The following is a 13,551-nucleotide window of genomic DNA, read 5'->3' on the forward strand; positions in this document are numbered from 1 at the left end:
GTTCTAATTTAGACTCCTAACTTCTGACCTCAATTAAGCAATCTTCCAATTGTTAATTCTGATAGATAATGCGAAAATTTTTATATTTATTAATATTAACCATTCTAGGATTTATTGTAGTTGTAATCTGCAACTATAAAACTCCTAAAACTATATCTTTACTACCCCGTTTATCACCTGCCGAGTGCCACATAGTTAAACATACAATGGGAGAAACCTGTGTTCCCAATCAACCCCAGCGTATTGTTACTTTATCTTTATCTACTTTAGGCAATGTACTGGCACTTGGTGTTAAACCAATTGGCACAACTAATGAATATTACCGGGAAGAAAACTTTCTCAGAACCTCGTATAAAACAGATGAAATCAAATTAGTTGGATTGGAGAGACCAAATTTAGAAGCAATCTTACTACTCAAACCAGATTTAATTATTGGTGTAGATTGGTTCCAGTCAATTTATCCTCAGTTATCTAAAATTGCCCCCACAGTTTTGGGGGAAATGGAGTATTCTAACTGGAAAAAACATTTAACTTTTGTGGCTGAGACATTAGGAAAACAGGAAGTTGAAAAAGCTCTTTGGAATCGTTATAATCGACGAATCGAACAACTAAAATTAGCATTAGGAACTCACTATCAAGACAAAAAAATATCCTTTATCTATATTAATGGCAAGCAAATATCAATTGATGTTAGAAACTCATTTGTGGGTTCCATTATGAATGATGCTAATTTGCCACGTCCCACTTCACAAAATATCGAATCACCTTATGGAGCCGAGAATATTTCCCTAGAAGAATTAGAAAAAGCTGATGGCGATGTTTTATTTGTAGCCACTTTTGCTAGTGGTGGAAAGCAATTTCTAGAAAAAAAACAACAAAATCCTCTATGGCAAAAGCTCAAAGCTGTTCAAAAAAATCATGTTTATAATGTGAATATTACATCATGGTCTGCAACACATATGATTGCCACCGATGCAGTGATTGATGATTTATTTAAATACCTTGTCAACATTCCTTAACTATATGCTATGCCTAAACACACGATATTTGTCTGCAAATCTTGTCACCGTTCATCTGAAGAACGGCCAAAAAATCCACCTTTCGATGGCGATATTTTCATTGACAAATTAAATAATTTATGTATGGAAAAATTCACTATTGACGAACTTGAAATTCAAGGAGTTGGTTGTTTGTGGGCTTGCGATCGAGGCTGTGTTGTAGCTGTATCCAGCGAGGATAAACCCACCTATTTGTTTGTCGATTTGACCCCAGAAGAAAGCGCAGCAGCCTTACTAGAATTTATGCAAATTTATATTCAAAAACGTAAAGGCAGTGTAGCTTGGGAACAGCTACCGCAAGTTCTAAAGTCTGCTATTTTCGCGCAGATTCCATCTGTAAAATCATAGCTACAAATTATCATGCACTGTTCTCAAATATTAACTTCATTTATTTTGTTACTAACCAAGCTTCTAAATCAGCCAAGCTAGTAAAATCTAGCAATGCTTCACTCAAATCTTCTAAAACAGGTAAAGACAAACCAGAAATTGAGCCGCGAATTTCATTTGATAGTTCCCCAAACCGCTTAGCTAAGATTCGGATAATCAAGTTAGCAGCCTCTTCTTGGCGTCCTTCTTGGCGTCCTTCTTGGCGTCCTTCTTCCTTAATTTCTTGGTAAACTCTTGTTTCTTTGAGTGTTATTCCTAGCATCAACTCTATCTCCTTTGGGCTTAATTGTTCAAATCTATACACCATTATTGTCATTATCATTTCTATTATTACACGGCTTGATGAAGATGATTCTTCACGAGTTCTTGTTAAGAGATACCTTGCTTCCTCTGGCATTTGTTCCTCGTTGACGGTGGTTAGTACCATCAACGCTACCCATAGAGGTAATTGCCGAATATTGCCCAATTCATCCAAATAAATTCGATGAACTTGCCCACCATTGAGTAGTGAACGATGAGGATAAATATCCCTTTGTTCAATAGTGCGAGATGGATAAATAATCGTTACTTGCCAATCACTGAACCTGTCACGATTACGATAGAAATATAATGAGGATTCTGCAAATACTCTTTCGTAAAGCCGTTCATCTTTTTGAAACTGTACCTGCCTCATGCTTCGGCACGCTTCGCTAACACAAAAATATACGACTCCTACACCTTCGTTTTCTGGTGGCAAAAATACCCCATCTATTTCAAATTTTGGTTCTTTGACAGCTACGGAATCAAAGCGATAAGCATCTGCATTTATTGGAGGATTTGCCAATAGCTCAAATAGTAAACCAGGATATTGTTGAAAAAGTTGATAAAAAATTGAATCTCGTCGCATAAAAAGGAATTAGAATACAGAATTTAAAAGACTCCATGCTTAAACGGACAGAGTTTTAATTAGGGACTTTCAAGTAAAAAAATATTTCACAGAAGACTGTTAACTGTTGACCGTTGACAGTCAGTAGTCAACGACCCGAAGCGGAACAATTTATTTTTTGGAGTTCCCTTAGCTTCAATCATTTGACTCCAGACTGCACTTGCCATAAACCAGCATAAATTCTATTTTTATCCAACAATTCTTCATGGGTTCCTGATTCAATCAACTCTCCATATTCCATGACATAAATGCAATCAGCATTGCGGATAGTGGAAAGACGATGAGCGATCGCTATTGTAGTCCGATTCACAGTAATCCGTTCTAAAGAACGCTGAATAGCAGCTTCAGTTTCATTATCCACCGCTGATGTAGCTTCGTCTAAAATTAAAATTGGTGGATTTTTCAAAACAGCCCTAGCAATAGCAATTCTTTGGCGTTGTCCCCCAGATAATTTTTGTCCTCGTTCCCCGACTATTGTTTCATAGCCTTGGGGTAGCCGCATAATAAAATCATGAGCTTCGGCAATTTTTCCAGCAGCAATTATTTCTTCATCCCTAGCATCAAAAGTACCATAGGCGATATTTTCAGCAACGGTACCATGAAATAAGAATACATCCTGACTCACCAACCCAATACTGCGACGTAAATCACCTAAATTTAATTCTTGGATATCAATACCATCAATCGTAATTCTGCCGCCAGAAATTTCATACAATCGCAGCAATAATTTTACTAAAGTACTCTTACCAGAACCTGTAGAACCTACAATGGCAATGGTTTTACCTGCGGGTATATGTAAAGATAGATTTTTAATTACTGGTTCTCTATTGGTATAAGCAAAAGTCACTTGTTGAAAGAAAATTTCACCACGTACTTGCTCAATAGGTAAAGATTTTTCACCTGGAATAATATTTATGGGAGCATCTAATAAATCCATGATGCGATTCGTAGAAGCCATTGACCTTTGATATTTATCAAATATTTCTCCTAATGATACTAATGGCCACAAAAGTCTCTGGACTAAAACGAGTAAAACACTATAATTGCCAATGGATATCTTACCTGAATATGTCGCCATTCCTCCCCAAAATAATAAAACTGTAAATCCTCCTAAAATTAGCATTCTGATTAAAGGATTAAAAGCAGCAGAAAGTTTAATTGCTTTGGCATTACTTTTGCGATATGCTTCACTTTCTCCAGCAAATCTCGCACTTTCATAAGCTTCGGCAGTAAAACTTTTAATTGTGGTAATTCCAGTTAAATTGTTTGCTAATCGTGAGTTGAGAAAACCTACTCTTTCTCTGACTTCAGCGTAACGATCTTCCAGTAGCTTTTGATAAGTAAAGGAACCCCAAAGGATAAAAGGCATAGGCAACAATGTTGCCAAAGTAATGGCAGGAGGTAAAATCCAGAAAGCACCGCAAGTTAAAATAATCACTGAAGTAGTAATTTGGATAATTTCACTAGCTACAAAATTTAAAAAATCTTCCAATCTGTTGATGTCGTCATTCAAAATTGACATCAACCCACCAGTGCTGCTTTCTTCAAAATAATCTGAATCTAATGCTTGTACATGATTGTAGGTATCAACGCGTAAATCATGCTGAATATTTTGAGCTAAATTCCACCATAGTCGATTGTAAGCGTACTCAGAAGCCGACTCTAGTATCCAGATAATTATAGTGACAACTGTTAGCAAAAAAAACTGCCAAATTATCTCCCTTACACCTAATTTAGCAATAAAAGAATTTTGCTTTTCTACCAAAATATCTATCGCCACACCAATTAACCACGGTGGTGCTAAATCTAAAATAGTATTGATGATAGTAAATAATGTTGCTTGCCATATTTGCAGGCGATATTGGCTGCCATAATTGAGCAAGCGTTTTAGAGGAGAAGTTGAATTTTTAGGCTTTTGAGATACTTTTGTCACGAGTGTTTATTTTTTGTAATTAAATGATTTTGGTAGACATTGCATGACGAATCTCATTCGATTTGCTGATGATTGATTTTTGTCTTGCGTCCTATTGGTATACACATAGGAGTTCCAACCACGGGATCGGGAACAATACGACACTCCAATCCAAAAACCTCCTGAACCATTTCTTTAGTCATCACTAACTTTGGTTCGCCAGCAGCAAAAATTCGGCCATCTTTTACAGCAACTAAATAATCAGCATAACGACATGCTTGATTTAGATCGTGTAATACCATTACAATAGTTCGTCCTTGAATTTGGTTCAAATCGTACAATAAATCTAAAATCTCTATTTGATGCGCCAAATCTAAAAAAGTAGTCGGTTCATCTAAAAGTAAAATATCTGTATCTTGTGCTAGTGCCATAGCAATCCAAGCTCTTTGTCGTTGTCCACCAGATAAAGTATCTAATGCTCTATCTGCTAACTTCAACAAATCAGTGATCTCTAGCGCCTGTTGTACGATTGTTTCATCTTTTATTGACCATTGTTGTAACCAATTTTGATAAGGATAACGTCCTTGTGCTACTAAATCTCGTACTGTTAACCCTTCCGGTGCTACTGGCCCTTGGGGCAAAATACCCAATTGTTGCGCTATTTCTTTGGTAGAAAGATTCAAAATAGAATTTCCATCCAGATATACTATGCCATCACGAGGTTTGAGTAATCTTGCCAAGCCTCTTAACAAAGTTGACTTACCACAACCATTAGCACCAACTAAAGCACTAATTTGTCCGCCGGGAATTGCTAAATTTAAGTCACGGATAATCGTTGCACCATCGTAAGCTAAAGACAAACTTTTGGTTGACAATCCTTTCATAATGAAACCATTTTGGATTTTGGATTTTAGATTTTAGATTTTAGATTTTAGATTTATGAAAATCTGATTTTTTAGTTGATAAAATATCCTTTTCCCCCAGTCCCTCATTTTTTCCGATTACGAATTAATAAATACAAAAAATAAGGAGCGCCAATGGCAGCAGTTACTACTCCACAAGGCAGTTCGATGGGTGCAAACAAGGTTCTACCCAAGAAGTCTGCCATGACAACAATTACTCCTCCTAAAAGTGCGGAAATAGGAATTAAGCCTTCGTGGGTTGTACCTACTAACTGTCGTCCTAAATGCGGTGCGATTAAACCGACAAAAGCAATATTACCGGCACTGGCGACTCCTGCGCCTGCTAAGGCTACCCCCACCAATATCAGTAAACCACGTTGCCATTCCACTCTACTACCTAGACTTTTGGCAACATCATCTCCTAAGTTAAGAGCGTTCAAATGTCTTGCCAATGTCAAAGCCATTGGGATAAAAACAAGTAGCCAAGGTAATAAAGAAAATACTTGCTCACTCGTGCGTCCGTAGACACTTCCAGCTAACCAAACCAAAGCATTGCTAACATTGTAAATTTCGCCAAAGGTAATCATTAAGCTGGTGATGGCAGTGGCGATCGCAGATAAACCAATACCAATCAAAATTAATAGAATCGGCGAACTACCGTTATTCCAAGCCAAGGAGTAAATTAAAATCGCCATCAGCAAAGCACCAGCAAAAGCCGATAGCGGTAAAGTATAAATTGGCGCTGACGGAAATAAGACAATTACGCTCACTGCCGCCAGACTTGCCCCAGCATTAATACCAATAATACCGGGATCGGCCAATGGATTGCGTGTGAGTCCTTGAAAGATAGTCCCAGAAATTGCCAGCGCCACCCCCACCATCAAAGCTACAAGGGTACGGGGTAAACGCAAATTGTAAATCACGAATGCATGGTCTGGGTTTCCCGTATCTAAACCCAATAGAGTTTTCATAATATCCCCAGGGGAAATCGGATATTCACCCCGCCCCAAGTTCATCGTCATTGCTATCACAATCGCTAGTGCCAAACATAGCACCATGAATGGTACCCGTCGGTTTATACGCAAGGATATTCCTTGAGAACGAATGACTACAAAATTCATTTTTTCACCTTTGACTTAGCCAAGTAGACAAAAAAAGGCGCACCCACAAGTGCTGTCATTACACCTACAGGTAACTCTTGCGGTTTGAGCAACACACGAGCGCCAATATCTGCAATCAAAAGTAAAATAGCCCCCAAAACTGCACAATAAGGTAATATCCAGCGGTAATCAGCTTTGATATAAAATCTCACCATATGGGGAACGACTAAACCAATAAAGCCGATTGGCCCGGCAATAGCAACGGAACTCCCAGCTAGTAAAACTACGCTGATAGCAGTGGCAATTTTAACTAAAGCTGTTTGTTGCCCTAAGCCTTTAGCTACGTCTTCACCCAAACTCATGGTAGTAATTTGTCTACCAAGGGCAAAAGCAATAATTAATCCGGTGAGGACAAAAGGTAATGCTTGGAAAAACATATCCATATCCCGGCCAGCTAGGGAACCAGCCAACCAAAATCTAATTTCCTCTAGGGTGCGTTGGCTGACAATCAAAGTAGCAGTGGTTATGGAAGAGATGAGAGCTGTTAAAGCTGCACCTGCCACCGTCAAATTTAATGGCGTAGCTCCTCCCCGTCCTAAGGAACCCAGGAAGTAAACTAAGATTGCCGTGGCTCCAGCCCCCAGAAACGCCACAATTGTATAAACATCTAAGGATGGGCTACCAAATAAAAAAGTCGCTACAACCACCGCCACTGCTGCACCAGACTCAATACCCAAAATTCCTGGATCTGCTAGGGGGTTGCGTGTTAAACCTTGCATCAACGCTCCCGATACTGCCAAGGCCGATCCCACAAGAATAGCAACGAGCGATCGCGGTAATCTCACAGTCTGAATAATTAAGCGATCGTAGGAACCATCAAACACTATAAAAGATGAAATAACCCGATGTAGAGGTATTTCTGCTGCACCCAGCGTCACACTACACACCAAGCAAATTAGCAGCACACAAAGTCCCAAAACCAGACCAAATAAGCCCGACATTTGCCGCTTTTTGAATTCTTTCAGTGACACTATGGTGGCTTTTATCATGATCCTGCTATCAGTTGAAAATATTACGCCCTGCTGGTTATGTATTTTTTTAGGGTAATTAAACCGTTATAGAAGGGGTACGCAGCTGTGCGCCCCCACAGAGAACAGCATTAGATGAAAAAATCTATAAATTTGCACTTTCAATATTTAGCAGCTTTCTCATCATTAAATTGATAATTTTTCTTAATAAATATATAGATTACATTATCATGCGACCATTTCTCAATTTTTTACACCAATAAAACATACTCATAAACTTTTGATATATTTTCTCAATAAACTGGTATTGTTTAGATCGACTGAAATTTAACTTTGAACAGGAAATGGGGCATGGGGGAGATGAGGAGAATAATTCATCAGCAACAATGCCCCATGCCCAATGCCCATTCCCCACATAAACGTTGCTAACACATGGTGGTGTTAATGAAGTTTGATATTTTATCAAAGTCTTACAAAAGAAAATCAATACGTGTTTTACCCTTAATACTCAGTTTCATACTGGTTTTGTTTATCGGCAGCCAGAGTATAGCTACACCAACAAAATCTACAGAGATATTATGGGATACCTATGGAATACCGCATATCTACGCTAAAGACGATGCAAGTGCTTTTTATGCCTTTGGTTGGGCACAAATGCAAAGTCATGGAGATTTGCTTTTGCGTCTTTATGGTCAAGCACGGGGACGTGCGGCGGAATACTGGGGTGAAGAATATCTAGAGTCAGATCGTTGGGTACTGTCTATGGGAGTCCCAGAACGCGCTGGTGTTTGGTATCAAGCACAAAATCCCAGTTTTCGCAAGTATCTAGATGCTTTTGCGGCCGGGATCAATGCTTATGCTTCCCAAAATCGAAACTCTATTGACGATGGTGTAGAGGTGGTGCTACCAGTCAAGGGAGAAGATGTGATGGCTCACTTACATCGGGTACTGAATTTCACCTTTGTGGTGGATCCAGAACTGGTATTTGATTTGAGCAAACAAAAGTTGCCCGCAGGTTCTAATGGTTGGGCCATTGCACCAACTCATTCTGCTAGTGGAAACGCTATGTTGCTAGCCAATCCGCATTTACCTTGGTCGGATTTGTTTTTATGGTACGAAGCCCAAATCACCACACCGGGAATTGATGCTTATGGGGTAACACTTGTGGGTATTCCTGTATTGGCGATCGCCTTTAACAATAATTTGGGTTGGACTCACACCGTTAACACCTATGATGGTTGGGATTTGTATGAACTCACACCAAAAGATAATGGTTACCTGTTTGATGGTAAAGTTCGCAAATTCCTTGCCAAAACTGTGTCGTTGAAGGTGAAACAAAAAAATGGTTCTTTAAAGGAGCAACGATTACTAGTTAAAAGTTCCATCCACGGGCCTGTAATAGCTGAAAAAGATGGTAAAGCCATAGCACTGAGAGTTGTTGGTCTTGACCGACCAGGCGTACTCCAACAGTGGTGGGATATGGCACGAGCAAAAAATCTCAAGCAATTTGAAACCGCACTCAAACGCTTGCAACTATCGATGTTTACGGTGATGTATGCCGATAGAGAAGGACATATTATGCACCTATTCAACGGTCAAGTTCCGATACGTCAACAAGGAGATTTTGCATATTGGCAAGGTGTTATTCCTGGAGATACATCTAAAACTTTATGGACAAAAATCCATCCATACCAAGATTTACCGCGCATAGTCGATCCCAAGAGTGGTTGGTTGCAAAATGCTAACGATCCACCGTGGACAACTACCTTCCCAACGGCGATTAATGCAGATAATTACCCGCCTTACATGGCACCTCGTTTCATGGATTTCCGATCGCAACGTTCCGTGAGGATGTTGGCAGAAGATGACAAAATCTCTTTTGATGAAATGATTGCATACAAACACTCGACTCGCATGGAAATGGCCGATCGCCTTTTGGATGATTTAATTCCTGCTGCCCGTAAGTACGGTAAAGACTTGGGACAAAAAGCAGCCAGCGTTTTAGAAACCTGGGATCGGCAAGCTAATGCAGATAGTCGAGGGGCGGTACTATTTGCCTTTTGGGTTCAACAGCTGGACTTAAATAAAACATTTAGTCAACCTTGGAGTGAAAACTCCCCACGCACCACACCCGATGGTTTAGCCGATCCAGAAAGTGCAGTTGCAACCCTGGAAGCAGTGGCAGCAAAAATAGAAAAAACCTATGGAACTATAGATGTGGCATGGGGAGATGTTTTTCGACTGCGTTATGGCAATATAGATTTACCTGCCAACGGTGGAGCCGATCCTCTGGGAATTTTCCGAAACTTGTATGCATCACCACAACCAGATGGAAAGTTTAAATCTGAAGCCGGCGATTCCTATGTTGCAGCAATCGAATTTTCTAACCCGGTACGAGCAATGGCACTCACCAGCTACGGCAATGCAACTCAACCGGGATCGCCGCACATTGGCGATCAATTAAACTTGTTCGCCAAGAAAAAATTGCGTCCCGTATGGCGCGATCGCTCTGATATCCTTGCCCATCTAGAAGCACGAAAAGTATTCTAGATAAACTTGGGGCATTGGGCATGGAGCATGGGGCATGGGGCATGGGGCAGAGGGGAAAAACTCATCTCCCCTGCTCCCCATCTCCCCTGCTCCCCATCTCCCCATCTCCCCTGCTCCCCATCTCCCCATCTCCCCCATCTCCCCATCTCCCCATCTCCCCATCTCCCCATCTCCCCCATCTCCCCACTCCCCATTTTCCAAAAATGAAAGATCCACTGACTGAAAACCCTATTCTTTCGATACAAGATTTAGGGCGAAGAGTTGAGCAACGCTGGATTTGGAGTCACCTCAGTTTTCAAATATTTCCAGGGGAGCGAGTAGCAGTTATAGGTGCTTCTGGCTCTGGTAAAAGTTTACTCCTGCGAGCATTGGCTGGTCTCGATGCCGTACAAGCAGGGCAAATTATTTTTCAGGGACAGCCGATAAATTCCCAGTTTATGCCTACCTATCGTTCCCAAGTTATTTATTTGCAACAACGACCAGGCCTTTGGGAAGGAACTGTAGAGGAAAATCTCCAGCAAGTTTATCGATTAACTGTTCACCGCCATTTAATTTATAACCGCGAGTTGATTTTAAATTATCTACATCTTTTGCATAAAACTCCTGACTTTTTGCAGCGTCCGGTTAGCGCTCTTTCTGGTGGAGAAGCCCAGATAGTCGCTTTTTTGAGAGCTTTGCAGCTTCAAGGGGCGATATTGCTACTAGATGAACCCACTGCGTCACTAGATGCCGGAACTGCCCAAAGTTTGGAGGCTTTAGTTACAGCTTGGCAACACGAACAGCCACAACGGACATATCTCTGGACAAGTCATGACCCCAACCAATTGGCAAGGATTACTAATCGTCAAATTACCTTAAAAGATAATTCGGAATCTGATGAAGTATGGAAGACCTGACAATTACGTTCCTGGACGAGAACGAAGATCGTCGGGTATGTGATGGCGATCGCCTAATATTTCTAACAAAGGGCCATTAACGTCAAATTTCACCATACTTACTGACGCAACCAGAATATTCACCCGATAGCGATAGCGCCCTAAATCAATTCCCAGTAAACTACAAAGCATAATCCGAATCGTGGCTTTATGGGAAACTACTAAAACGTTACCTTGGGGATGTTTTTCTTGGATTTCAGCAATTACAGGCATAGAACGGTTAGCAATATCTACCGCAGTTTCTCCACCTAGTGGTGCATTCCAAGCTGGTTCTGTCAACCATTTGACATAGTTTTCTACGTAATTATCTTGAACAAAGGATTTACTCTTAGTTTCCCATTGGCCGTAACTACCTTCTCTGAGTCCATCCCGCAACTGCATATCCATACCAATAGCATCACAAAATGGCTTGGCAGTTGCAATTGTGCGCTTCATCGGGCTAACATAAACGGCTTCCCACTTTAATTTTCGATAAACATTGGCAAAACTCTCTGCCATCTGCATCCCTTCAGAAGTCAGCTGTGCATCAGTTTCACCGCAAAAATTACCACTTTGACTAAAAGTAGTTTCTCCATGCCGCAGTAAATATAAATTTAGTGTCATAGCTTGTATGTCGATTAGGATAAATAAATTGTGCAAACATAAAGTACCATTAATCTCGCAATCGAATTTGTGACACCAGGACAAAATAATCAACGAAAAAAGTCAATCAACTACAAACGACTCCCGACTCTCCTCTACTAAACTTCTTGCAGAGTCGGGAAAAGGGGGTGCATGTTTGGTATTTTCCCTTTCCCCTTTAACCTTTCCCCTTTCCCCTTTCCCCTTTCCCCTTTCCCCTTTCCCCTTTCCCTTTAACCTTTTCCCACAAAAGTACAAAAGTGGTTTTTGCACTCTTGTCTACTGACGCTGATATTGCTACTTGTTAAAGGAAACAAAGTAATGGAAACCAAGTATATCCAGATTAGTTACGGACAATTGGCTTTGGCGACTTTGTTTATTGCCATTAATGTGGGGCTTTCTTTGAGTCTGCGGTTGGGACTAGAAAAAAGCTTGGGAATAGCTTCCCTACGTATGGTAGTGCAGTTATTGATGGTGGGATATATATTGCAGTGGGTGTTTACTCTCAGCAACCCTGTGTTAATCATACTTTTGGCTTTGGGTATGACCGTCATAGCTGGTATATCTAGTGTTAATCGCACGCGTAGACGATTCACTGGTATCTATTGGAATAATTTTATTTCGCTTTTGAGTGGTTCATTTTTAGTCACGGGGATAGTAGTTAGCGGTATTTTGGGTGTACAACCGTGGTACGAGCCTCAGTATCTCATCCCTTTTTTGGGTATGGTGTTAGGTAATGCGCTCACGGGTACGTCTTTGAGTTTAGATCGATTTATGGAAGACTTAACCAATCGCCGGGGGGAAATAGAGGCGCTACTGAGTCTGGGTGCAACTCGTTGGGAAGCCGCACATCAAACTATTAGAGAAGCCTTGAGAACAGGAATGATTCCCACTATTAATTCCATGATGGTGATGGGATTAGTTAGTTTACCAGGAATGATGACTGGTCAAATTCTCGCTGGGGCAAATCCTACTGATGCCATACGCTACCAAATTGTGATTATTTTTGCACAGACATCAGGTACAGCGATCGCTATCATAGGTGTCATTATCCTAGCTTTCCTGGCTTTGTTTAATCGCAATCATCAGTTGACAAATGTGTTAATTCACAAATCACAAGTTAAGAAGTAGAAAGAAGGCTTAGTTAACAGTCCTTGGTGGAAGCTGATATTCTCGTCTCGTTCGCCATCTAGTAGAATAACTTAGCAGCTCAGCAAGGAAAAGGTTCAGTATCATGCCTCAAGCTAGTATCGGAATTATCGGTGGTAGCGGTCTGTATAAAATGGATGCGCTCAAAAATGTGGAAGAGGTGCAAGTTGAGACTCCCTTTGGTTCGCCATCTGATGCTTTGATTCTGGGGACTTTGGATGAAACACGGGTAGCTTTTTTGGCGCGTCATGGACGTAATCACACGCTTTTACCTTCTGAGTTACCGTTTCGCGCCAATATCTATGCGATGAAGCAATTGGGTGTGGAGTATTTAATTTCTGCTAGTGCTGTGGGTTCGTTGAAAGCAGAGGCGAAACCATTAGATATGGTAGTACCAGACCAGTTTATTGACAGAACCAAAAATCGCATTTCAACGTTTTTCGGTGAAGGTATTGTGGCTCACATTGCCTTTGGCGACCCGATTTGTCAGAATTTGGCTAGTGTGTTGGCTTCGGCGATCGCTTCTCTCAATTTACCAGAAGTCACCCTCCATCGTGGCGGTACTTATGTGTGCATGGAAGGGCCGGCCTTTTCCACAAAGGCAGAATCAAATCTTTACCGCAGTTGGGGTGCAACAATTATTGGGATGACGAATTTACCAGAGGCGAAGTTGGCTAGGGAAGCAGAAATCGCCTACGCAACTTTAGCGCTGGTGACTGATTATGATTGTTGGCATCCAGACCATGACAGTGTGACGGTGGAGATGGTAATTGGCAATTTGTTGCGGAATGCAGCCAACGCTCAAAAGGTGATTCAAGAAACTGTGCGCCGATTAAGTGAAAATCCACCACCAAGTGAAGCACATTCGGCTTTGAAATATGCAATTTTGACTCCATTAGATAAAGCACCAGCCGCAACGAAAGAAAAGTTAGGTTTATTGTTGCAGAAGTATTTGTAGCAAGCTATCAAAGGTAAACGACCAGA

At 40.9% G+C, this 13,551-nt stretch carries 13 protein-coding genes; 6 read left to right on the plus strand and 7 right to left on the minus strand.

Features of this window, described 5'->3' with window-relative positions:
* The first annotated feature begins 68 nt into the window (after positions 1-68).
* Both VF06_RS13470 and VF06_RS13475 read left to right on the plus strand, forming a co-directional pair.
* Positions 69-1,019, plus strand: a complete 951-nt coding sequence (locus VF06_RS13470) for an iron-siderophore ABC transporter substrate-binding protein (RefSeq protein ID WP_099076420.1) — start codon at positions 69-71, stop codon at positions 1,017-1,019.
* 9 nt (positions 1,020-1,028) lie between these two features.
* On the plus strand, positions 1,029-1,406 hold the full coding sequence (locus tag VF06_RS13475) for a DUF1636 family protein (RefSeq protein WP_099076421.1): 378 nt from the start codon (positions 1,029-1,031) through the stop codon (positions 1,404-1,406).
* Positions 1,407-1,446: 40 nt separating this feature from the next.
* Here VF06_RS13475 and VF06_RS13480 read toward each other — a convergent pair whose 3' ends face one another.
* The 5 genes from VF06_RS13480 to VF06_RS13500 form a co-directional block, all read right to left on the minus strand.
* Entirely contained in the window at positions 1,447-2,331 is an 885-nt protein-coding gene (locus VF06_RS13480; RefSeq protein ID WP_099066288.1) for an Rpn family recombination-promoting nuclease/putative transposase, read from the minus strand.
* A 178-nt stretch (positions 2,332-2,509) separates the two neighbouring features.
* Positions 2,510-4,303 (minus strand): ABC transporter ATP-binding protein, encoded by a 1,794-nt coding sequence (locus tag VF06_RS13485; RefSeq protein WP_099066287.1) that lies wholly within the window; start codon positions 4,301-4,303, stop codon positions 2,510-2,512.
* Positions 4,304-4,356: 53 nt separating this feature from the next.
* Positions 4,357-5,166: an ABC transporter ATP-binding protein gene (locus VF06_RS13490; protein WP_099066286.1), complete on the minus strand. Its 810-nt coding sequence runs from the start codon at positions 5,164-5,166 to the stop codon at positions 4,357-4,359.
* A 104-nt stretch (positions 5,167-5,270) separates the two neighbouring features.
* A complete protein-coding gene (locus VF06_RS13495) occupies positions 5,271-6,305 on the minus strand; it encodes a FecCD family ABC transporter permease (protein ID WP_099066285.1) in 1,035 nt (344 codons plus the stop codon).
* The gene (locus VF06_RS13500) at positions 6,302-7,333 is read right to left on the minus strand and encodes a FecCD family ABC transporter permease (protein WP_099066284.1); all 1,032 of its coding nucleotides are present in this window, start codon (positions 7,331-7,333) and stop codon (positions 6,302-6,304) included. Before VF06_RS13500 ends, VF06_RS13495 begins: the two co-directional genes overlap by 4 nt.
* A 423-nt stretch (positions 7,334-7,756) precedes the next feature.
* Here VF06_RS13500 and VF06_RS13505 point away from each other — a divergent pair, with 423 nt between their 5' ends.
* Complete coding sequence (locus tag VF06_RS13505) at positions 7,757-9,862, plus strand: acylase (protein WP_099066351.1); 2,106 nt, start codon at positions 7,757-7,759, stop codon at positions 9,860-9,862.
* Here VF06_RS13505 and VF06_RS40700 read toward each other — a convergent pair.
* The gene (locus VF06_RS40700; RefSeq protein WP_180267700.1) at positions 9,859-10,032 is read right to left on the minus strand and encodes a hypothetical protein; all 174 of its coding nucleotides are present in this window, start codon (positions 10,030-10,032) and stop codon (positions 9,859-9,861) included. The genes VF06_RS13505 and VF06_RS40700 overlap by 4 nt on opposite strands.
* Before the next feature lie 33 nt (positions 10,033-10,065).
* On the opposite strand from VF06_RS40700, the gene VF06_RS13515 reads away from it, so the two are divergent.
* The gene (locus VF06_RS13515) at positions 10,066-10,758 is read left to right on the plus strand and encodes an ABC transporter ATP-binding protein (RefSeq protein WP_099066282.1); all 693 of its coding nucleotides are present in this window, start codon (positions 10,066-10,068) and stop codon (positions 10,756-10,758) included.
* A 3-nt stretch (positions 10,759-10,761) separates the two neighbouring features.
* Here the strand turns inward: VF06_RS13515 and VF06_RS13520 are convergent, their stop codons facing one another.
* Positions 10,762-11,400: a histidine phosphatase family protein gene (locus VF06_RS13520; RefSeq protein ID WP_099066281.1), complete on the minus strand. Its 639-nt coding sequence runs from the start codon at positions 11,398-11,400 to the stop codon at positions 10,762-10,764.
* Between the two features lie 339 nt (positions 11,401-11,739).
* Here VF06_RS13520 and VF06_RS13530 point away from each other — a divergent pair, with 339 nt between their 5' ends.
* Positions 11,740-12,549: an ABC transporter permease gene (locus VF06_RS13530; RefSeq protein ID WP_099066279.1), complete on the plus strand. Its 810-nt coding sequence runs from the start codon at positions 11,740-11,742 to the stop codon at positions 12,547-12,549.
* Between the two features lie 103 nt (positions 12,550-12,652).
* Entirely contained in the window at positions 12,653-13,525 is an 873-nt protein-coding gene (locus tag VF06_RS13535) for an S-methyl-5'-thioadenosine phosphorylase (protein ID WP_099066278.1), read from the plus strand.
* The last annotated feature ends 26 nt before the right edge of the window (positions 13,526-13,551 follow it).

The organism is Nostoc linckia z4 (assembly GCF_002608075.1).
GTDB classification, from domain to species: domain Bacteria; phylum Cyanobacteriota; class Cyanobacteriia; order Cyanobacteriales; family Nostocaceae; genus Nostoc; species Nostoc linckia.

What these genes read in the sequence shown, in the direction of transcription:
- VF06_RS13490 (WP_099066286.1), bottom strand. Translation starts at nt 5,166, where the DNA reads ATGAAAGGATTGTCAACCAAAAGTTTGTCTTTAGCTTACGATGGTGCA.
- VF06_RS13480 (WP_099066288.1), bottom strand. Translation starts at nt 2,331, where the DNA reads ATGCGACGAGATTCAATTTTTTATCAACTTTTTCAACAATATCCTGGT.
- VF06_RS13535 (WP_099066278.1), top strand. Translation starts at nt 12,653, where the DNA reads ATGCCTCAAGCTAGTATCGGAATTATCGGTGGTAGCGGTCTGTATAAA.
- VF06_RS13515 (WP_099066282.1), top strand. Translation starts at nt 10,066, where the DNA reads ATGAAAGATCCACTGACTGAAAACCCTATTCTTTCGATACAAGATTTA.
- VF06_RS13505 (WP_099066351.1), top strand. Translation starts at nt 7,757, where the DNA reads ATGAAGTTTGATATTTTATCAAAGTCTTACAAAAGAAAATCAATACGT.
- VF06_RS13475 (WP_099076421.1), top strand. Translation starts at nt 1,029, where the DNA reads ATGCCTAAACACACGATATTTGTCTGCAAATCTTGTCACCGTTCATCT.
- VF06_RS13470 (WP_099076420.1), top strand. Translation starts at nt 69, where the DNA reads ATGCGAAAATTTTTATATTTATTAATATTAACCATTCTAGGATTTATT.
- VF06_RS13530 (WP_099066279.1), top strand. Translation starts at nt 11,740, where the DNA reads ATGGAAACCAAGTATATCCAGATTAGTTACGGACAATTGGCTTTGGCG.
- VF06_RS13520 (WP_099066281.1), bottom strand. Translation starts at nt 11,400, where the DNA reads ATGACACTAAATTTATATTTACTGCGGCATGGAGAAACTACTTTTAGT.
- VF06_RS13500 (WP_099066284.1), bottom strand. Translation starts at nt 7,333, where the DNA reads ATGATAAAAGCCACCATAGTGTCACTGAAAGAATTCAAAAAGCGGCAA.
- VF06_RS13495 (WP_099066285.1), bottom strand. Translation starts at nt 6,305, where the DNA reads ATGAATTTTGTAGTCATTCGTTCTCAAGGAATATCCTTGCGTATAAAC.
- VF06_RS40700 (WP_180267700.1), bottom strand. Translation starts at nt 10,032, where the DNA reads ATGGGGAGATGGGGAGATGGGGAGATGGGGAGATGGGGGAGATGGGGA.